Genomic DNA, 19,077 nt, shown 5'->3' on the forward strand with positions numbered 1-19,077 from the left:
CCACCCGGCAGCCGTCCGGACGGCCCGGCCGACCGTCCTGCGGACACAGTCAGGGCGAGATGGTCACCCATCTCGCCCTGACTGCCTTGCGTTATGTGAACGGCCCGTACGGGCCGATAGAGGACGAACCTCAGGCGGTCGTCTTCTCGTCACCCGGGGTCACCAGGACCACCCGGCGACGGCGAGCCAACAGGAACAGCACGGCACCGGCGACCACCACGGCCGCACCGACACCACCGATCAGACCGGCCTGCACACCGGTGACCGGCAGGCCACCGCCGCCGCCACCGTTCGGCGCGGCGAGGATCACCGCGAAGTCGTCGGTGTTGTCGGACGGGTCCAGGTCGGCGAAGTCGGACTCCTCGGCCTGCCGCACCTTGGCCTTGGCGAAGGCCGGCTTGGCGGCCTTCCGGTGGATCGCCGGCGAGTCGACCGGCAGCGCACCGAACGCGGTGGCCTCCAGCGAGCCGCCCTTCAGGGTGATCGGTGCCTCAAGGTCCCCATCCACCGTGATCGCCAGCTCAGCCTCGATGAGCAGGTTGGGTTCGAGCAGGAAGTTCTTGTCCTGGCAGATCACGGTGCGCCTGTCGTCGCCGATCTCGCAGCCCTCGATCGGCTCGAACTTCGCGCCCTTCGGCAACTGGAAGGTCAGCTTGAGACCCTCGGCGACCCGGTCACCCTGGTTGATGACCTGGCTGTAGACCAGGGCCGTGTCGCCGGGGCGCAGCGGACCCTTCTCCTTGCCACTGTCGAAGTCGAAGCGGGTCTTCACATCCGGCACGAACACCCCGAGGTCGACGCCGCTTTCCGGGGTCAACTCGACATCGACGTCGATGCTGTTGTTGCTGTCATCGGTGTCGTCATCGGACTCGATGCTGATCGTCACCGGCGCGGTCAGCGGCCCGGTGACCTTCTCGTCCATCTTGAACAGGACGATCGACACCTCGGAGGTCTCACCCGGACCGGGAATCTCTTCCTTGGCCAGCTCGCAGGTGAACAGTTCGGGCTTCGACTCGCCGATGACCTCGCACTCACCAAAGGAGAGCGGAACCAGCATCATCTTCTCGTCGTCCATCTTGGACACGTCGACCTTGACGAGCACCTTGCCCGGGGTGCCCTCGCCCTGGTTTGCGATCTTGATCCAGCCGTACTTGCCCTCGACGCCCTCGGTCATCCGGGTGCCGGCGGCGGTGACCGCCAGATCCGTCTCGGTGCCGGCCGCGTGGGCCGGCACACCGAACGCGGTGACAGCACCAGCGGCGAGCAATGCGGCCGCAGCGAGACTCGCGGCGCGGCGGGCACGGAAGATCATCAACTGGTCTCCCCAGTGAGGTATGGGAATGTACGGGCGGGGACGTTAGCGGTCCTCGATCACCCGCGCCACCCCGCAACGCCACCACAGCGGAACTGGTCAACTAATCTTTATTTAAGGGTCGACCGAATTGATGACCGTGCTCGCCCGACGGTATCCGCAGCCCGTCCGTCCCGGCAGCAGGCGACCAGCCGGACAGCCGATGCGACTGGGCTGTTCGGCCGATCAGGCCGCATCACGCTGTTCCGCTGGCCGGCCGCATCACGGACCGTCACGGTTGCCTGGGGCGCAGGGGTCAGTTCGCCTCGACCAGCGGCAGCGAACGACCGGCCCCGCCCCCCGGCAACGCGATCGAGGAGAAGTGGGACACCACCCGCTCATCGGTCGGATCGTCCGCCGGCGTCCGGTGCACGGCCAGCCGGTTGTAGAGGGTGTCCCGCTGGGCCGGAATCCGATCGGCGGAACGGATCATCCCGATCAGCTCATGCAGGTTGGACCGGTGCCGGGCCCCCGCCGAGGAGATGACGTTCTCCTCCAGCATGATCGACCCGAGGTCGTCCACCCCCATGTGCAGGGCGAGCTGGCCGACATCCTTGCCGGTGGTCAGCCAGGAGGCCTGCAGGTGCGGCACGGTCTCGAAGAACAGCCGGGCCACCGCCACCAGGCGCAGATACTCCAGGGTGGTGGCCTGGGTACGACCCTTCAGGTGGTTGTTCTCCGGCTGGTACGTCCACGGGATGAAGGCCCGGAAGCCCTGGGTGCGGTCCTGCACGTCGCGGATCATCCGCAGGTGCTCGATCCGCTCCGCGGCGGTCTCGCCGGTGCCCATCATCATCGTCGCGGTCGACTCGACCCCCTGCCGGTGGGCCAGCTCCATGACCTCCAGCCAGCGCTCGCCCGACTCCTTCAGCGGGGCGATCGCCTTGCGGGGCCGCGCGGGCAGCATCTCGGCGCCGGCCCCGGCGATGGAGTCCAACCCGGCCGCCTTGATCCGGGCGATGGCCTCATCCAGGCTCACCCCGGACACCTTGGCCATGTGCAGAATCTCGCTCGGCCCGATCGAGTGGATGGCCAGCTGCGGGTACGCCTTCTTGACCGAGGAGAACAACTCCTCGTAGTACTCCACCCCGTAGTCCGGGTGGTGACCGCCCTGGAGCATGACCTGGGTGGCGCCCAGCTCGACCGCCTCGCCGCAGCGCCGCAGGATCTCCTCGGTCGGGTGGGTCCACCCTTCCTTGTGCTTCGGAGCCCGGTAGAAGGCACAGAACTTGCACGCCGTCACGCAGACGTTCGTGTAGTTGATGTTGCGGTCGATCAGGTACGTGACGATGTTGTCCGGGTAACGCCGCCGCCGAACCGCGTCCGCCGCCTCACCGAGGGCGTGGAAGGGCGCATCGGTGTAGAGCAGCAGGGCCTCCTCGGGCGTGATCCGCCCGCCGTCCGCGCCACGCTGCAGGATGTCGTCGATCTCCCGGCTCTCCATCACGCCTTCGAGCGTACGTCTCCCCTACGCGAGACGGGCACGACGGGGTGCGCGTGCGGCGAGTCCCACAGCCAGCCGGGCGGCCAGAATGATCACCAAAGCTGCCGCCCTTCGACCACTTTCCGGCCCCGCTTCGCCGTCAGGGCACTCCGCCCTGCCCACCCAGATAGTCGATGAGAGTGCTCATGCGCTCCTGCATCTCGGCAGCGGTGAACATCCGGCGCGGCAACTGGGTCGGTGCCACCTCGTCATCACCAATGAGCACCGATGACCAGTCCCGCACACACTGCCGTTGCAGCATCAGGGTGACCGTCATCATGGTGCTTGCGTCTACTCGATGCCACAGATCAGCCGGCATCGAGTAGGAGGAGCCCGCGGCGAAGTCGACGGAGAGGGTCTCGGCGACCTCAACAACCCCCTGTCGCTGAAAGCTCCAGCCCGCGTCGTGGGGTCGACTGCATTCCCGCAGATGGGCGTAGCGCCGCCCACCCGGCACCGAGCGGTAGTAGCGACATCGCAGGCTGCCCCCGACCACCACGGAGGAGAAGTGGAAGCGGTGGTTATGGACGTGTTCGCGTACGCGCCCCTGACCAGGCCACCACACGTGCATCCGCAGCTGACCCAGTGAGCCGAAGTCCAAGAGCACGAACTTGTCGAACCCGAGGGCATGCCGGTGGGCGGACCAGGCGAACTCAGCGGACACCATCCGCTCACGGGTCAAGCTCACCAGGAAAGCACGAAGTGGTTCAGGGCGACCGAGTTCGCGCAGCAGACGTTCGGTCTCCTCATGACCGGGCGCATCCGACTCGTCGAGCAGAGCAGCATGGAACGTGTGCTCAACTTCCGACATCAGGTCATGCGCAGCGCCGAGCGAAACCACACCTCACCACCTCGAATGCAAGTCCACCAGACACAGGTCGTGATCGGAGAAGTTGGAAACCAGCCGAGGGCTAGCCGCGACTCCAAGGCTTGCGGAGAAGACTATGTCGTCGATTTCCTTGCCGAAGTGCGTCGGACGCCCATCAAATGCTCTCACCATTGACGAAGAGAAAGCATCGAGCAACAACGCACGCTCCTCCGTGTTGAAATCGCCGCAGATAATCAATTGGCTTCCCGGCCACCGGGGCAGCTTCGAGGAAATAGTGTTCCAAACATCGGCAAATGCGGGATCTCTTGCATCCCGGCCGAACCGATGGAAAGGAAACGAATGCAGGGAGGCGACCTTGAGTTCGGTCAGGCCGAAGTCGATGCTGCAGACCACCGCCCCCTTGTCGTGTAAACTTAGTCGGCGCGCTCCACGCTCCGTCCACAGTCCAGGATTAGGGAGCAGGAAGCTTTCTATGCCAGCCATCGGGTAACGACTGACCACGGCTACTCCTGCCTGGCGACCAGCCTCGAAGGAGGAGTCGGAGAGCGGAAGCGTCGCGGCGTACTGCAATTCGGTCCGGCCGAGAATCGCTGCCAAAACCGCCGATTCACCATCGAATGAGAAATCGACTTCCTGCAGCGCCAAGACATCGATCGATTTTTCCCTGATCAAACCGACAAGTTCGTCGAGTGCCTGTGGGCGGGTGGCCGGATCTTCCGACGGATACGGCAATCCCTCTCGAACGTTCCAGCTTCCGATCCTGATCTGCCCACTCAGGCGGGCCAAGGGTGGTTCAGCATCGAGTAATCCCGTATGACCAGGACCCCTTGATACGTCATCCAGGTAGGCTCCATGCGATCTTTCCACTTCCACACTCCATTCTCCTGATGGGCTAGCACCTCGCGCACCGCCTGGCGGAGCTGCGGCAGCCGGGCTGGTGTGTTCCGGCACATGAGTGCACGGGCCACCCAGGCCGGAGTGAAATGGCCGATCATGATGGTGTCCGACGCGTCTCCGACCCGCCTGCGCAACTGTTCATCCCCGAGACTCAGGTCCGGGTTATGGCTGAGACACTCGATGCCGGCGTCGACCGCGTCGTTGAGTTGGCCGACCCCTTGTTTCAGGACCTGAGAGGCCTTGTGCAGGGCCACAACGGCACGAGCGGTGTGCGGCACGGAGAGCCACTCTCCCCGTCTGACGGTACGGCCCCAACCCAGCCGAACCGATCCGTTCCCCGCATCCTGCGGCATCGCCCCGTCCAGCAGATGGGAGACGAGTTCGCCCAGCTTGGCTGACTGCGGCTGCACCTCGGCGAGCGCCGCGATGGCCGAGGACAGCACCGAGACGCTTTCCCAGCCGACTGGGTCCACGTCGGCCGACATCATCCGTTCCAGTTGACCGACGATTTCGGTCCGGAAGGCCGGGTCGAGGCCGGCTCGCACGAGAGCAGTCAAGACCCACGACGTAACCTCCGGCCGGGCTACGTCGCGCTGAGAGCGCGCCACCCAGCCACCTGCGGGACGCTGGAGAGCGACGATATTCTCCACCAGCTTCCGTCGATCAAGCCGAGCGTCCTGAATGTCGAGGGTGAGAGCAATTCGCAGGCCATAGGAGGTGCCGATCGCACTCGGCGGGACCTTGTCCCCGATGAACTGCGACCAGCCGTACAGCTCCCGCCCCTCGCTGCCGGCGCTGGTCCGAAGATCGGAGAGCAGTCGGTCGCGGGTCCCGTCGAAGATCTGCCTGGCCGAGGGCACCGCACCTGATTTCTGCCGACGCAGAGCAGGCGCCGTGGCTGTCACCGCGTTCGGCGGCGTCAGGACCCGTGACATGAAGGGGGTCTGGACGAACCAGCGCAACGCCATCCCGACGCAGAGGCCAGTCAGGACGGCGAACAGAATGCGCAACCACTCCGCTTCGAACCAGTGATCCGGCAAATGATCGAGGAGCAGACTGTACGTGCCGAAGAACAGAGCAAACGGGCCGAGTGCGGCGAGGTGGCGGCCAAGGCTGCGCAGGCGGAAGGTTGTCGGTCGTGGCCCTCGGTCTCCGTCGCGCGGCGCTAGTCGACCGGCCTCTCTGCTGACCGCCTTCTCGCTGAGGGTCACGGCCACCTCAATCACTACGAAGATTTGGGGTTTCTGGTTCAAAGGCGCGGCAACTATGGTTGACTGCAGAGGATAGCCAGAGGCATCGATGCCAGGTATCAGGCGCTGGTCTCATAGCCGGCAGCCATACCGTCAGACTTTGCAGACAACGAAGAGCGCCGACATGAATGTCGGCGCTCTCACCTGGGATTTCATATCTCGACCATGGGCGAGTCGGGTATCCGACATCGTCCGCCGGTCGACTTCTTGGTAGGGCGTTATTGCCCCCGGTTCAGTTGGCGGCTGGTGATCTAGGAGTCGTAGTCGACGGTCAGGGTGTCCGTGCGTGGGCTGGACTGGCAGGTCAGCACGTACCCGGCGGCCACCTCGTCGGGCTCCAGGGCGTAGTTGCGGGCCATCTCCACCTCGCCGGAGACCACCTTCGCCCGGCAGGTCGAGCAGACCCCACCCTTGCAGGCGTACGGCAGTTCGCCGCGGACCTTCAGCGCGGCGTCCAGCACCCGCTCGTCGCGGCGCATGGTGAAGCTCGACGAACGGCCGTCGAGCATGATGGTCACCTCCGTGCCGCCGGAGGAGTCCTCGGGTCGGCGCAGGGGCTCGGGTGCGGCGTCGACATGGAACAGCTCGGTGTGCACTGCCGACTCCGGCACACCCCGCCCGGCCAGCACCTCACGAGCGTCCACCACCAGGCCGTACGGGCCGCAGAGGAACCATTCCTCGATCAGGTCCCCGGGGACGATGGTGTCCAGCAGGCGACCCAGCCGCTCGGCGTCCACCCGCCCGGACAGCAGCGCGGACTCGCCCTGCTCCCGGGAGAGCACATGCACCAGGTGCAGTCGGGTCGGGTAGCGGTCCTTGAGGTCGGCCAACTCCTCGGCGAACATCACGCTGTTGGCCGTCCGGTTGCCGTACACCAGGGTGAAGGTGCTGGCCGCCTCGACGGCCAGGGCCGTGGCGATCAGCGACAGCACCGGGGTGATGCCGGAGCCGGCGACCACCGCGCCGTAGCGACGCACCCGGTCCGGCGCGAAGGCCGTGGTGAAGTGGCCCAGCGGGGGCAGCACCTCCACGGTGTCGCCGCTGCGCAGAACCCCGCAGGCGTACGACGAGAAGGCCCCGCCGGGGATCTCCCGCACCCCGATGCGCAGCCGCCCGTGCCGGGCCAACTCCTGCGGAGTGGAGCAGATCGAGTACGAGCGGCGCACCTCCTCGCCGTCGGGCAACGCACCAGGTAGGCGTACCGTCAGGTGCTGACCGGCGCGGAAGGCGAAGGTCTCGCGCAGCTCCTGCGGCACCTCGAAGGTGACCGCGACGGCGTCGGCGGTGAGCCGGTCCACGGCGATGACGGGCAGCGGGTGGAACACCGGGCGACGGCGGACCGGGCGGGTGATGGTGACAGTCACAGTGCCTTCACATGGTCGAACGGTTCGGAGCAGGCGCGGCAGCGCCAGAGTGACTTGCAGGCGGTGGAGCCGAACCGGCTTAGCTGCTCGGTCTCCAGGGACCCGCAACGCGGGCAGCGCACGGCCAGGGTCAACGGGACGACCCCGTCGCGGCGGACCGGGGCCGGTGGGGCGATGCCGGCGGCGGCCAGCTTGGCCCGCCCGGCGTCGGTGATCCAGTCGGTGCTCCAGGCGGGGCTGTGCACCGTGCGTACCTCGGCATCGGGGTGACCGGCCGCGGCCAGGGCCCGGCGGATGTCCGCGCGGATGACGTCCATCGCCGGACAGCCGGTGTAGGTCGGGGTGATGGTCACCACCACCCGGCCGGTATCCGGCGCCACTTCCACCGCGCGCAGGATGCCGAGGTCGGCGATGGTGACCACCCGGATCTCCGGGTCCACCACCGCGGCCGCGGCCTCGTACGCGAAGTTCACCGTCGCCACCTGGGGTCCCGGGCCTTCACCAGCGGGCGCCGGGGTGGGCCCGATGCAGCACCTGCATCTCGGCAAGCAGGTACGACAGGTGCTCGGTGTGCAGGCCCTCGCGTCCACCGGCCGGTGCCCAGCCGGGCTCCGGCGCGGTGAGGGTCGCCTCCGCGAGCACGGTCGAGACCGTCGTGTCGAACTCGGCCCGCAGGGTGGCCGGGTCGACCGGGGCCTGCGGCTGGGCGGCGAACAACTCCGGGACGTACGGCCAGACCTCGTCGATGCCGGCCTGCATCCGCCGGTGCGACTCCTCGGTGCCGTCGCCCAGTCGCCGTACCCAGAGGGCGGCGTGGTCCAGGTGGTACGCGGACTCCTTGCGGGCCTTGCCTCCGATGGCGGCCAACCGCTCGTCGGCGCAGCCCGCCAGAGCGGTGTAGAGCGGCAGTTGGTACGCCGACAGGACGAGCAGCTTCGCCATGGTCATCGCGAAGTCGCCGTTGGGCAGCTCGACCAGCAGGCAGTTGCGGAACTCCCGGTCGTCGCGCAGGTACGCCAAGGCGTCCTCGTCCCGGCCGGCGCCCTCCAGCTCACCCGCGTACGACAGCAGCAGCCGGGCCGCACCGAGCTGATCCAGGGCGATGTTGGCCAGCGCGATGTCCTCTTCCATCTCCGGTGCCCGGGTGGTCCACTCGGCCAGCCGCTGCGCCGCGATCAGCGCATCGTCACCGAGGGCGAGGGTGAAATCGAACGGACCGTTCACAGCACCCGCCTCCGTTCGCGACTGCGGGGCTCGCAGAACCGGCTCACTCCTCGCGCTCACAGGTGGGCCACCCCTTCAGGCACCTCGTAGAAGGTGGGGTGGCGGTAGACCTTGTCGGCCGCCGGGTCGAAGAAGGCGTCCTTCTCGTCCGGGCTGGAGGCGGTGATCGCGCCGGCCGGCACCACCCAGATGGACACCCCTTCCTGGCGGCGGGTGTAGAGATCACGGGCGTTGCGCAGGGCCAACTCGGCGTCGGGGGCGTGCAGGCTGCCCACGTGGGTGTGCGCCAACCCGCGCCGGGCCCGTACGAAGACCTCCCACAGGGGGGTGATGTGCTGGCTCATGCCGCGACCTTCTCCTTGCTTGCCTGCTTGGCCGCGTACGCCGCGGCGGCCTCACGTACCCAGGCGCCCTCGGTGTGGGCGCGACGCCGGTGTTCCATCCGCTGCCGGTTGCACGGCCCGTCGCCGGAGATGACCCGCATCAGCTCGGCGTAGTCGGGCTGGGTGAAGTCGTACGCCTGGCGTTCCTCGTTCCAGCGCAGGTCGGGGTCGGGGATGGTCAGCCCGAGCACCTCGGCCTGGCCGACGCACATGTCCACGAAGCGCTGCCGCAGCTCGTCGTTGGAGAAGCGCTTGATCTTCCAGGCCATCGACTGGGCGGAGTGGGTGGAGTCGCCGTCCGGCGGGCCGAACATGGCCAGCGAGGGGTACCACCAGCGGTCCAGGGCGTCCTGGGCCATCGCCTTCTGGGCCGGGGTGCCGTGGGCCAGGGTGTGCAGGATCTCGTAGCCCTGGCGCTGGTGGAACGACTCCTCCTTGCAGACCCGGATCATGGCGCGGGCGTACGGGCCGTAGGAGCAGCGGCAGAGCGGGACCTGGTTGACGATCGCCGCGCCGTCCACCAGCCATCCGATGGCGCCGACGTCGGCCCAGGTGAGGGTGGGGTAGTTGAAGATCGAGCTGTACTTCTGCCGGCCTTCGAGCAGCAGGTCGACCAGCTCGTCCCGACTGATCCCCAGGGTCTCCGCGGCGGCGTAGAGGTACAGGCCGTGGCCGGCCTCGTCCTGGACCTTGGCCAGCAGGATCGCCTTGCGCTTGAGCGACGGGGCCCGGCTGATCCAGTTGCCCTCGGGCTGCATCCCGATGATCTCGGAGTGGGCGTGCTGGGCGATCTGCCGGATCAACGTCCGCCGGTACGCCTCGGGCATCCAGTCGCGCGGCTCGATCTTCTGGTCGGCGTCGATGACCTCCGCGAAGTAGGCGGCCAGGTCGACGTCCTGACCAGGGGCACCCCGGTCTCGCTCCGCGGCGGCCCGCAGGTCCGCCTCCGCCGCCTCCACCTCGCCGAGCAGGCCGCCGGGCGGGTCCTCACCCGGGAAGTCATTGCCATACATGCCCTAAGTGTTACAGCTATCAGCTCAAGACGCCAGAGGGTGTCATAGAAATGCGAAACCGCCGCTCGTAGCGCAATGAGCAGGATTGGTGACGCTCCGAAGACGAGACTTGACTCACAATTAGCCGATTAATCCTCGCAACCGACCTCCAACGGTTTGTTATCCCGCCTGCACAGCGCGTTGTCAGGTGTCAAAACCTGGCAAGACGCCGATCCGCACGTAGACTTCGCACGTCACACCGATCGGCTTCCAGCGATCGTCGACCAGAAACAGGGCCAAGGTCCCCCCGGCCCGGAGGCGATCCACCGCGATCAGTCCTGGCAACAAGCCGGTCCCCCCGGCCTGACATCTGGAGTTCACCCGCTCATGCGATCCCGCGTGACCATGGTGTTCGCCGTCACAGCAGTGCTGCTCGGCGGCGTCATGTTGGTACCAACCGCGTACGCCCGACTCGCCGGCGGGACCGGCGAGTCGGCGCCGGCCAGCGTCGCCGCGCCCACCCCGGAGCCCCCGCCGCCCCCGACCCTGGCGGCGGCCAAGGTCTCGGTGAACTTCAAGGGCGAGTTCTTCTCCTGGGCGCTGATGGATCGTGAATCGGGCGAGATCTCCGGCTCCAAGAACCTGGCCGCGACCAGTTCCACCGAGTCGATGCTCAAGGCCTGGATCGTCGCCGACTACCTGCGCCAACTGGGCGACAAGGAGCCGACGGCGGCCCTGAAGAAGGCGGCCAGTCTGGCCATCCGGGACAGCGACGACGACGCTACGAATCTCGTCTACCGGGCCGCCGGGGGCTCGTACGCGGTGCCGGCCGGGGGTAAGCCCGGCCCGGTGGTCAGGCGCGCGATCAGCATCTGCGGCCTCACCGACACCAAGCGCGGCAACGTGCCCGGGTACGAGGGCTGGTGGAGCTTCACCCGGATGTCCCCTCGGGACGCCGTCCGGCTCGGCGACTGCATCGCCGACGGCAAGGCCGCCGGACCCAAGTGGACCGAGTGGCTGATGGCCGAGATGAGCAAGGTACGCGGCAGCACCGCCGACAAGGACCAGCGGGCACGTTCAGGCGGCGGCCGATGGGGAATTATCGATGGGCTCCCCGAGTCCATCCTCAGCCAGGGCCCGTTGAGCATCAAGAACGGCTGGACGCCGCTCAGTTATGACGGCAACTGGCACGTCAACTGCCTGGCAGTCACCGAGAAGTGGAGTCTCGCGGTAATGCTTCGCTACCCACACAGCCAAGGGCTCGACTACGGCTCCGACGTCTGCGCGAGCGTGACCGCGCAGTTGGTCACCCCCCAGCCCGGTGGCGCCCTCAAGGTGCCCCAGCAGCCGATCGGCAAGCTCTGATGGCCCCCCGGAGCCGTCGCCGCAGCCACCGCGAGGCGACGCGATTACGTCTCGCGGCCATCACCGCCGTCCTGATCGGTCTGGTCCTGGTGTCGCTGCGCCTGCTGCCCGGCTCGCCCTTCGAGTCCACTGCGGCCGCTGAGTGGGGATCGGCCTCATCGGAGGACCGGGGCAAGGATCTGACCGACCGCAAGACCAGGTCCGCCCCGCCGTCTCCCAGCCCCTCCCCCGAGCCTGAGCCCCTGCCCTTCGAGGCGAAGAGCCTCAACCTGAAGATCGAAGGCTGGTACGCCTGGAGCGTGCTGGACCGCCGCACCGGCGAGATCATCGGCTCGGACAACATGGCCGAGACCAGCACCACCGCGTCCCTGATCAAGTCCTGGATCGTCGCCGACTACCTGCGCCTCAGCGCCGACGCCGGGCAGACCCCGAGCGACGCGAAGCTGGCCGATCTCACGAAGATCATCAGGGACAGCGACAACGTACGCACCCAGACCGTGTACGAAGAGATCGATACCACCGCCTCGATCCGGCGGCTGATCTCCACCTGCGACCTGACCGACAGCAAGGTCTCCGAGGACCGCGGGTGGAGCCGTACCCAGCTCTCGCCCCGGGACGTGGCCCGGCTGGGCAACTGCATCGTCGACGGCCGGGCCGCCGGCCCCACCTGGACCAAGTGGCTGCTCAACGAGATGCGACTGGTGCGCGGTGCCGGGGACTTCGGCATCCGCAAGGCGTTCCCGACCGCCGAGGCCAAGAAGATCGCCATCAAGAACGGTTGGGTCGACCGCGAGCAGGAGCAGGAAATCCACGTCAACTGCCTGGCCATCGGTGATACCTGGACGATGGGCGTCATGCTCCGCTACGACATCGACAAGGGCTACGAATACGGCATGGCCAACTGCCAAAAAATCACCAAGGCCCTCCAAACCCCCACCCTCTAACCCACCCCACCGCCCCCACCCTCCCGCGCCCGCACCCCCTTTCCCCGTCGATCTTGCACTTTTGGTCGCTGATTCACAGCTTATGTCCGGAATGCGGCGACCAAAAGTGCAAGATCGCGGAGGAGAGAGGGGTGGTGCGGGAGAGAGAGGTGGGGTTAGCGGGTGAAGAAGGTGGGGCCGGTGGGGGGGAGGGCGGGGGCTTCGGCCAGGGCGGCGGCGTGGCGGGCGAACTCGCGGAGGCCGGCCACCTGGCGATCGCCCAGGGAGAAGTCCAGCGCCTGGTAGTAGGAGGCCAGGGTGGCCGCGTCGAAGGGTTCCCAGCGGGCCGCGGACTCGACGACCTGGTCGAGTTCGGCCAGGCACAGGTCACGGGAGCGCAGGAAGGCCTCGTGCACCTCCTTGACCAGTCCGGGGTGGGCGGCGGCGAAGTCGCGTCGGGCGGCCCAGACGGCGAAGACCATCGGTAGGCCGGTCCACTCCCGCCAGGCCTGACCCAGGTCGGTGACCGTCAGGCCCCGGCTCGGCGCCTCGTAGAGGGCGCGCAGGGCCACATCACCGATCAGCACCGCCGCGTCCGCCTCCAGCAGCATCTGGGTCAGATCGGGCGGGCACCGGAAGTACTCGGGCTGCACCCCGTACCGCTCGCGCAGCAGCAGTTGGGCGAGCAGCACACCAGTGCGCGAGGTCGAGCCGAGCGCCACCCGGGCCCCGTCGAGTTCGGTGAGCGGACGGGTGCTGACCAGGTTGACCGACAGCACCGGGCCGTCGCTGCCGACCGCCAGGTCGGGCAGCAGCAGGAGTTCGTCCGCGTGCCGCAGGTACTCCACCAGGGAGATCGGTCCGATGTCCAGGTCACCGGCGACGAGCGCGGCGTTGAGCCGGTCCGGGGTGTCCTTGTACAGATCGACGTCCAGCAGGGCGCCGGAGCGCATCAGGCCCCAGTAGATCGGTAGGCAGTTGAGGAACTGGATGTGCCCGACCCGGGGACGGGCGACGCGCTCGATCATGCCCCGACCGTATCCCCGCCACCGGTGACCTGCTCAGCGGACCGGCGTCGAAGTGGCAAACCCCGCACCCGGCGGCCCTGCAGGCGGGGCCATCGCAGCGCAGCGGGACCGCTCGGCCCGGATCGCACGCCGGACCGGCCGGACGAAGCCGAGCAGCACCAGCAACCCGGCCACTCCGCAGCCGACGATCAGCGGCCGGGGTTCGCTCACCTCCAGCAACAGTCCGCCGATCAGGTAACCGACCATCGAAGCGCCCTGCACCGCCGCGCCCATCGCAGCGAAGGCCCGCCCACGGGCGGCCTCCGGTACCCGCCGAGCCAACAGCAGGTTGTTGAAAACGTTGTCGCCGCCGTTGCACACGCCACCGATCAGCCAGATCGGCACCAGCAGCAGCGCCACCGGCACCGTCACCGAGACCAGCACCATGAGGCAGCAGCCGCCGAGCAGGAACAGACCTGCCTGGACCAGAGCGGCGTCGTCGGCGAACCGCCGGGCCAGCCGGGCGAAGATCCAGGCACCGCAGAGCACGCCGAGGGTCCACGCCCCGGTCACCAGTCCGTAGGTAGCGGCGGAGGCCCCCAGAGTTTCCCGTACGTAGAAGACCTCGATCACATTGATCGCCCCGACTGCCGCGATCACCCCGGCCAGGGTGGCCACCATCGCCACCAGCAACGGGTCCCGGCGCAGTCGCCAGTCCGCCGTGGCACCGTCCGGCGTCCCGGCGGCACCGGCAGCCGACGGCGTCGAAGGCCGGGCGCCGCCTCGACGGGTGCGGATGAGCAACCCGGCAACGACGAGCGCAAGGTAGCTCGCCGCGCCCACCAGCAGCGGCACCCGACTGCCGAACCACCCGACCAGGAAGCCGGCCAGCGCCGGACCGGCGAGTATGCCCATAGTGCCGGCGGTCTGGTTGAGCGCGACCGCCCGGGGCAGGTCGGCTGGACGCACCATCGCGGGGATCAGGGCGGAGAGCACCGGCTGGGTGACCGCCAGACCGGTGGCGAGCAGTGCGATCAGGCAGACGACCAGCAGCGGATGCCGGGCGTACGCCAGGTTGAGGCAGATCACCGACTGCGCCAGGCCGGCACCGATCAGCAGGGTCCGGCTGTCCACCCGGTCGGCGAGCCGCCCGGTCAACGGGGCGAGCAGCACCAGCGGCAAGGTGGCCGCCAGCAGCACTCCGGCGACTGCGCTGCCACCGGCCCCCGCCGACTGGAGGGTCAGCGTCAGCGTGACGGCGGCGAGGAAGTCACCGCAGGTCGCGATGCCCCGGGCGGCAGTGGCCAGCCCGACGTCCGACCAGCGCGAGTCGCCAGATGTGAAAGACATACTTCGAAAATAGTGCTTCACATCTGATCGACACAAGACCCTCAGTCCAGCGGCAGCGCCTGGTACTGGATCGCCACCCGGCGGGCACCCGGCGGCGGATCGGGCCGGCTCCGCTTGCGGAACGGCCGCAGCACCTCCAGCACCGCGCGATTCACCTCCGCCAACTCCTCGGCCGTGAGCAACAGCAGCGAGTCGCTGAGCATCGCGTTCCGGTACCACTCCTCCGGCTCGTCGGGCGCCCGACGCAACCAGTCGCGGCTACGCTCCAGATTCCGAGTCAGAAAGACCTCGACGAGGCTCCGCTCGGCCTCACGCGTCGACGGGTCGGCGGCCCGACCGGCGTCGATCGCCCAGGACCGCATCGTGCTGCGCCACAACCGTTCCCGGGCATCCCCCCGGCTCGGCGCCGCCTCGACCAGCCCGAACCGGGCCAGCGCCCGGAGGTGGTAGCTGGTCGCGCTCGGGGACAGCCCCGCCACCTCGGCGCATTCGGTGGCGGTCACCGCCCCCTCGGTCGCCGCGAGATGTTCCATGATCGCGAGCCGGGCCGGGTGGGCGAGCGCACGCAACGTCTGCGGGTCGCTGATCGTCACCCGGGGCAGCTCGGGGTGGGCCTCCGTCATGCCCTCATGATCCCCGACCAGGATGAGAATTCGATTGCCGGCGTTGCTGGCCGGAGTAGGATTTCCGTTCGCCTGACGGCCGCGGTGAGCACGCACCGCAGCGGACGTCCCCGCGCCGGGCGCCGGCCATCCGCCCCCGGACACGCGAGCGAGCAACCGGAATCTCCGTGAGGAATCGCATCGTGCCTGCATCCGACCTCGACGCCGATCTCAATGCCGAACGCGAACACCTGGACATCTCCCGCACGGCGTTACGCCGGATGCGGGAACGCGCCGAGGCGCTCTTCGCCACCGGCGACAAGGTCGCCGGGGACTCGTACACCGCGGAACAGCTCGGCCGGCACCTCGCCCGGCGGGTGGCCGAACTGGCCGACGACCCACGAACGCCGCTGTTCTTCGGCCGACTCGACTTCGGCGCCGCCCCCGCCGACCAAGCCGCCCCCGCCGACCAAGCCGGACACAACAACCCCGCCGAGCATGCCGGACAGCGCTACCACGTCGGTCGCCGGCACATCACCGACGAGCAGGGCGAACCGCTGGTGCTGGACTGGCGGGCGCCGGTGTCCCGGTCGTTCTACCGGGCCAGCGCAAGCGACCCGCAGGGGCTGGCCGTACGGCGTCGGTTCGGATTCGACAACGGGGCGCTGACCAGCTTCGAGGACGAGCACCTGGACCGGGGCGAGGAACTCGGCACCGCCAGCCGGATCCTGACCGCCGAGATCGAACGGCCCCGGGTGGGGCCGATGCGGGACATCGTCGCCACCATCCAGCCCGAGCAGGACGAGTTGGTCCGCGCCGACCTGGCGGAGTCGATCTGCGTCCAGGGTGCCCCGGGCACCGGGAAGACCGCGGTCGGGCTGCACCGGGCCGCGTACCTGCTCTATCTGCACCGGGAGCGGCTGCGCCGGTCGAAGGTGCTGGTCGTGGGCCCTAACCGGGCCTTCCTGGCCTACATCGCGGCGGTGCTGCCGGCCCTCGGCGAGGTGGAGGTCGAGCAGGCGACCGTCGAAGACCTGGTCGACCGGGTGGCGGTGCGGGCGGTGGACCCACCGGCCGTGGCGGTGCTCAAGCACGACGCCCGGATGGCCGAGGTGCTGCGTCGGGCGGTAGACGGGTACCTCGGTGAGCCGACCGAGCCGATCGTCGTCTCCGACGGCTCCTTCCGCTGGCGGATCGGCCTGGAGCCGCTGCACCGGCTGGTCCAGGAGACCCGGGCCGAGCGGTTGCCGTACGCCCTAGGCCGGGAACGGGTCCGGGCCCGGGTGGTCGGGCTGCTGCAACGGCAGGCGGAGGCCCGGCGGGCGGAGTCCCCGAGTGAGGCGTGGCTGCGCCGGATGGGCCGGGCGAAGCCGGTGACGGCCTTCCTGGACACGGTCTGGCCGGCGCTGACCCCGGACGGGCTGGTGCACGCGCTGCTCGCCGAGCCCGCCCGGCTGGCCGCAGCCGCCGAGGGCCTGCTGACCCCCGCCGAGCAGGCCCTGCTGACCGACCAGGACAGCACCTCCACAGCAGGGATCAGCAGCCCTCGGTCCGGTACGAAGCTGGGGCGTACGCCGAAGGCCACCCGGTGGAGCGCCGCCGACGCCGTGTTGATCGACGAGGCGGCCGGGCTGATCGAGCGGCCGGGCAGCTACGGGCATGTGGTGGTCGACGAGGCGCAGGACCTTTCGGCCATGCAGTGCCGGGTGCTCGCCCGGCGCAGCGAGCACGGTTCGCTGACCCTGCTCGGCGACCTGGCCCAGGCGACCGCGCCGTGGGCCGCCACCGACTGGCGGGTGACCCTGGGCCACCTAGGTAAGCCGGACGCGACCGTGGTGCCGTTGACCGTCGGTTTCCGGGTACCGGCCGACGTGCTCGCCTTCGCGAACCGGTTGCTGCCCTCGCTCGCCGTGGACGTACCGCCGGCCGAGTCCTTGCGCCGCGACGGGGTGCTCACGGTGCGTACTGTGACCGATCTTTTCGGGGCGACGGTGGCCGAGGTGGGTGCGGCGCTCGCCCACGAGGGGTCGGTCGCGGTGATCGCCGCCGACGACGCGGTGGACCGGTTGGGCGCGGTGCTGGCGACGGCCGGGATCGAGACCGCGACCCCCGACGACCCGGGCGGCGGCCCGCGCGTCACCGTCCTCCCCGCCACCGCGGTCAAGGGCCTGGAGTACGACCACGTGATCGTGGTCGAGCCGGCCGCCATCGTCGCGGCCGAGCCACGCGGGCTGCACCGGCTCTACGTGGTGCTCACCCGGGCGGTCTCCCGGATGTCGGTGCTGCACAGCGCGCCCCTGCCCACGCCCTTGGGCTGACCGGCGGTATTGCCACCACCTGGTGAACCGAGAATGATCAAGCGCGTGGAAAGAGACATCCTCGCCCGCGCCGAACAGGTCAGCCGCCGGTACGGCGAGGTGCTCGCCCTGGACCGGGTCGACCTCGAGGTACGGGCGGGTGAACTGGTCGGCCTGCTGGGGCCCAACGGTGCCGGCAAGAGCACCCTGATCAGCCTGCTGGTCGGCCTGCGGAAGCCCACCTCGGGTCGGGTGGAACTCAACGGCGCTGATCCGCGTGACCCGGCCAGCCGACGGCAGATCGGGGTCACCCCCCAGGAGACCGGGCTGCCCGGCACCCTGCGGGTCGGCGAGGTGGTCGACTTCGTCTCCGCCCACTACCCGGACCCGGTGCCCCAAGAGGAGTTGCTCGACCGGTTCGGCCTGGCCGAGCTGGTGCGGCGGCAGTGCGGCGGGCTCTCCGGTGGGCAGAAACGCCGACTGGCGGTGGCCCTGGCCTTCCTCGGCCGCCCCCGGCTGGTGGTGCTCGACGAGCCCACGACCGGGCTGGACGTGGAGGCCCGACACACCCTGTGGGAGGCCATCCGGGCCTTCCACGCCGAGGGTGGCACCGTCCTGCTGAGCAGCCACTACCTGGAGGAGGTGGAGGCCCTGGCCCGCCGGGTGGTGGTGATCGGCCAGGGTCGGGTGCTCGCCGACGACACCGTCGAGGCGGTCCGGGCCGTGGTCGGGGTACGCCGGGTGAGCCTGACCGTCGACACGCTTCCGCCGCTGCCCGGGGTGGTACGCACCGAGCACGTCGACGGCCGCACCCACCTGCTCACCGCCGACGCCGACCAACTGGTGCGGGACCTGGTCGCCAGCGGGGTCGAGTTCCGGGATCTGGAGGTGCGCCCGACCTCGCTGGAGGAGGCGTTCCTGGCCATCACCGCCACCGACGCCGCGCCAGTGGCCACCTGAGGGGATCTCGACGTGCAACTTGCCCTGGTACACGCGCGTTACCAACTGCTGGAGACCGTCCGCATCCCGGTAGCGATCTTCGGCAGCACCTTCTTTCCGGCCGCCGCGATGCTCTTCTTCGTGGTGCCCTTCGCCGGCAAGGACCCGGTGGGCGCCACCTACGCCACCGCCGCGATGGTCACCTTCTCGGTGATGAGCTCCAACATCTTCCAGTACGGCGTGGGTGTCGCCGAGGACCGCGACCAGCCCTGGAATCCGTACACCCGGACTCTGCCGGCCGGGTCGGCGCCGCGCTTCGCCGGGCGGATCCTGGCCGGGATGGTCCTCACCTACCTCTCCCTGGTCCCCGTGGTGGTGATCGCCGCGACCCTGACCAAGGCCCGGATCACTCCGGGGGCCTTCCTGCTGGCCCTGGCGACCGTGGCCGTGGTCTCGGTGCCGTTCACCCTGCTGGGGTTGACCATCGGGTACGCGCTGCCCAGCAAGGCGGCGATCGTGGTGGCCCAGTTGGTCTTCTTCCCGCTCGCCTTCGGTGGTGGCCTGCTCTCCGCCCCGGGCCAGGCGCCCGGCTTCATCGAGGCGATCGCGCCCTTCCTGCCCACCCGGGGTGCGGTGGAGCTGATGTGGGCAGCCGTCGGGGACTACTCGATCAACCTGCTCTCGCTGGTCATGCTCGGGGTCTGGGTCGTGGTGCTGGCCACCCTGGCCGGCTGGGCCTACCGACGGGACGAGGGTCGCCGGTTCAGCTGACCTTCTCTCGGTTTCCGGCCCGGATGCCGCGTCGGCGGTGCCACGATGCC

The 19,077-nt window shown here is 69.0% G+C and carries 18 protein-coding genes; 5 read left to right on the top strand and 13 right to left on the bottom strand.

Going from position 1 to position 19,077, the window contains the following annotated elements; genetic code table 11:
- Nucleotides 1-130 precede the first annotated feature (130 nt).
- From ACGFIK_RS08970 to paaA, 10 genes are all read right to left on the bottom strand, one after another.
- Nucleotides 131-1,312 (bottom strand): hypothetical protein, encoded by a 1,182-nt coding sequence (locus ACGFIK_RS08970; protein ID WP_393338595.1) that lies wholly within the window; start codon nucleotides 1,310-1,312, stop codon nucleotides 131-133.
- Between the two features lie 295 nt (nucleotides 1,313-1,607).
- Nucleotides 1,608-2,798, bottom strand: coding sequence for a cyclic dehypoxanthinyl futalosine synthase (gene mqnC, locus ACGFIK_RS08975; RefSeq protein WP_327023235.1), 1,191 nt, complete (start codon nucleotides 2,796-2,798; stop codon nucleotides 1,608-1,610).
- Between the two features lie 136 nt (nucleotides 2,799-2,934).
- On the bottom strand, nucleotides 2,935-3,675 hold the full coding sequence (locus ACGFIK_RS08980; RefSeq protein WP_327023236.1) for a hypothetical protein: 741 nt from the start codon (nucleotides 3,673-3,675) through the stop codon (nucleotides 2,935-2,937).
- A gap of 3 nt (nucleotides 3,676-3,678) precedes the next feature.
- A complete protein-coding gene (locus ACGFIK_RS08985) occupies nucleotides 3,679-4,449 on the bottom strand; it encodes an endonuclease/exonuclease/phosphatase family protein (RefSeq protein WP_327023237.1) in 771 nt (256 codons plus the stop codon).
- The gene (locus tag ACGFIK_RS08990; RefSeq protein WP_327023238.1) at nucleotides 4,437-5,771 is read right to left on the bottom strand and encodes a hypothetical protein; all 1,335 of its coding nucleotides are present in this window, start codon (nucleotides 5,769-5,771) and stop codon (nucleotides 4,437-4,439) included. The genes ACGFIK_RS08985 and ACGFIK_RS08990 overlap by 13 nt, the downstream gene beginning before the upstream one ends.
- Before the next feature lie 290 nt (nucleotides 5,772-6,061).
- The gene (gene paaE / locus ACGFIK_RS08995) at nucleotides 6,062-7,174 is read right to left on the bottom strand and encodes a 1,2-phenylacetyl-CoA epoxidase subunit PaaE (protein ID WP_393338600.1); all 1,113 of its coding nucleotides are present in this window, start codon (nucleotides 7,172-7,174) and stop codon (nucleotides 6,062-6,064) included.
- Nucleotides 7,171-7,647: a 1,2-phenylacetyl-CoA epoxidase subunit PaaD gene (gene paaD / locus ACGFIK_RS09000; protein ID WP_327023240.1), complete on the bottom strand. Its 477-nt coding sequence runs from the start codon at nucleotides 7,645-7,647 to the stop codon at nucleotides 7,171-7,173. Before paaD ends, paaE begins: the two co-directional genes overlap by 4 nt.
- 25 nt (nucleotides 7,648-7,672) lie before the next feature.
- Entirely contained in the window at nucleotides 7,673-8,398 is a 726-nt protein-coding gene (gene paaC / locus ACGFIK_RS09005) for a 1,2-phenylacetyl-CoA epoxidase subunit PaaC (protein ID WP_327023241.1), read from the bottom strand.
- Nucleotides 8,399-8,454: 56 nt separating this feature from the next.
- Complete coding sequence (gene paaB, locus ACGFIK_RS09010; protein WP_327023242.1) at nucleotides 8,455-8,742, bottom strand: 1,2-phenylacetyl-CoA epoxidase subunit PaaB; 288 nt, start codon at nucleotides 8,740-8,742, stop codon at nucleotides 8,455-8,457.
- Complete coding sequence (gene paaA / locus ACGFIK_RS09015; protein WP_393338605.1) at nucleotides 8,739-9,794, bottom strand: 1,2-phenylacetyl-CoA epoxidase subunit PaaA; 1,056 nt, start codon at nucleotides 9,792-9,794, stop codon at nucleotides 8,739-8,741. The genes paaB and paaA overlap by 4 nt, the downstream gene beginning before the upstream one ends.
- Nucleotides 9,795-10,160: 366 nt before the next feature.
- Between paaA and ACGFIK_RS09020 the strand changes: the two genes are divergently transcribed.
- A complete protein-coding gene (locus ACGFIK_RS09020) occupies nucleotides 10,161-11,138 on the top strand; it encodes a hypothetical protein (protein WP_327023244.1) in 978 nt (325 codons plus the stop codon).
- Complete coding sequence (locus ACGFIK_RS09025; protein ID WP_327023245.1) at nucleotides 11,138-12,082, top strand: hypothetical protein; 945 nt, start codon at nucleotides 11,138-11,140, stop codon at nucleotides 12,080-12,082. The genes ACGFIK_RS09020 and ACGFIK_RS09025 overlap by 1 nt, the downstream gene beginning before the upstream one ends.
- Nucleotides 12,083-12,237: 155 nt before the next feature.
- Here the strand turns inward: ACGFIK_RS09025 and ACGFIK_RS09030 are convergent, their stop codons facing one another.
- From ACGFIK_RS09030 to ACGFIK_RS09040, 3 genes are read right to left on the bottom strand one after another with little or no spacing between them, the layout of a single operon-like run.
- On the bottom strand, nucleotides 12,238-13,089 hold the full coding sequence (locus tag ACGFIK_RS09030; protein WP_327023246.1) for a menaquinone biosynthesis protein: 852 nt from the start codon (nucleotides 13,087-13,089) through the stop codon (nucleotides 12,238-12,240).
- 33 nt (nucleotides 13,090-13,122) lie between these two features.
- Nucleotides 13,123-14,418 carry an MFS transporter gene (locus ACGFIK_RS09035; protein ID WP_327023247.1) on the bottom strand — a complete coding sequence of 432 codons (1,296 nt, stop codon included), beginning with the start codon at nucleotides 14,416-14,418 and terminating at the stop codon, nucleotides 13,123-13,125.
- A 41-nt stretch (nucleotides 14,419-14,459) separates the two neighbouring features.
- Nucleotides 14,460-15,041 carry a helix-turn-helix domain-containing protein gene (locus ACGFIK_RS09040; protein WP_327023248.1) on the bottom strand — a complete coding sequence of 194 codons (582 nt, stop codon included), beginning with the start codon at nucleotides 15,039-15,041 and terminating at the stop codon, nucleotides 14,460-14,462.
- Between the two features lie 182 nt (nucleotides 15,042-15,223).
- Between ACGFIK_RS09040 and ACGFIK_RS09045 the strand changes: the two genes are divergently transcribed.
- From ACGFIK_RS09045 to ACGFIK_RS09055, 3 genes are read left to right on the top strand one after another with little or no spacing between them, the layout of a single operon-like run.
- Complete coding sequence (locus tag ACGFIK_RS09045; RefSeq protein ID WP_327023249.1) at nucleotides 15,224-17,338, top strand: AAA family ATPase; 2,115 nt, start codon at nucleotides 15,224-15,226, stop codon at nucleotides 17,336-17,338.
- Nucleotides 17,339-17,371: 33 nt separating this feature from the next.
- Nucleotides 17,372-18,277 carry an ABC transporter ATP-binding protein gene (locus ACGFIK_RS09050; protein ID WP_327023250.1) on the top strand — a complete coding sequence of 302 codons (906 nt, stop codon included), beginning with the start codon at nucleotides 17,372-17,374 and terminating at the stop codon, nucleotides 18,275-18,277.
- A gap of 12 nt (nucleotides 18,278-18,289) precedes the next feature.
- A complete protein-coding gene (locus tag ACGFIK_RS09055; protein ID WP_327023251.1) occupies nucleotides 18,290-19,027 on the top strand; it encodes an ABC transporter permease in 738 nt (245 codons plus the stop codon).
- Nucleotides 19,028-19,077: the final 50 nt, after the last annotated feature.

Source organism: Micromonospora sp. NPDC048871 (assembly GCF_043198155.1).
In the GTDB taxonomy this organism is placed as follows: Bacteria; Actinomycetota; Actinomycetes; order Mycobacteriales; family Micromonosporaceae; genus Micromonospora.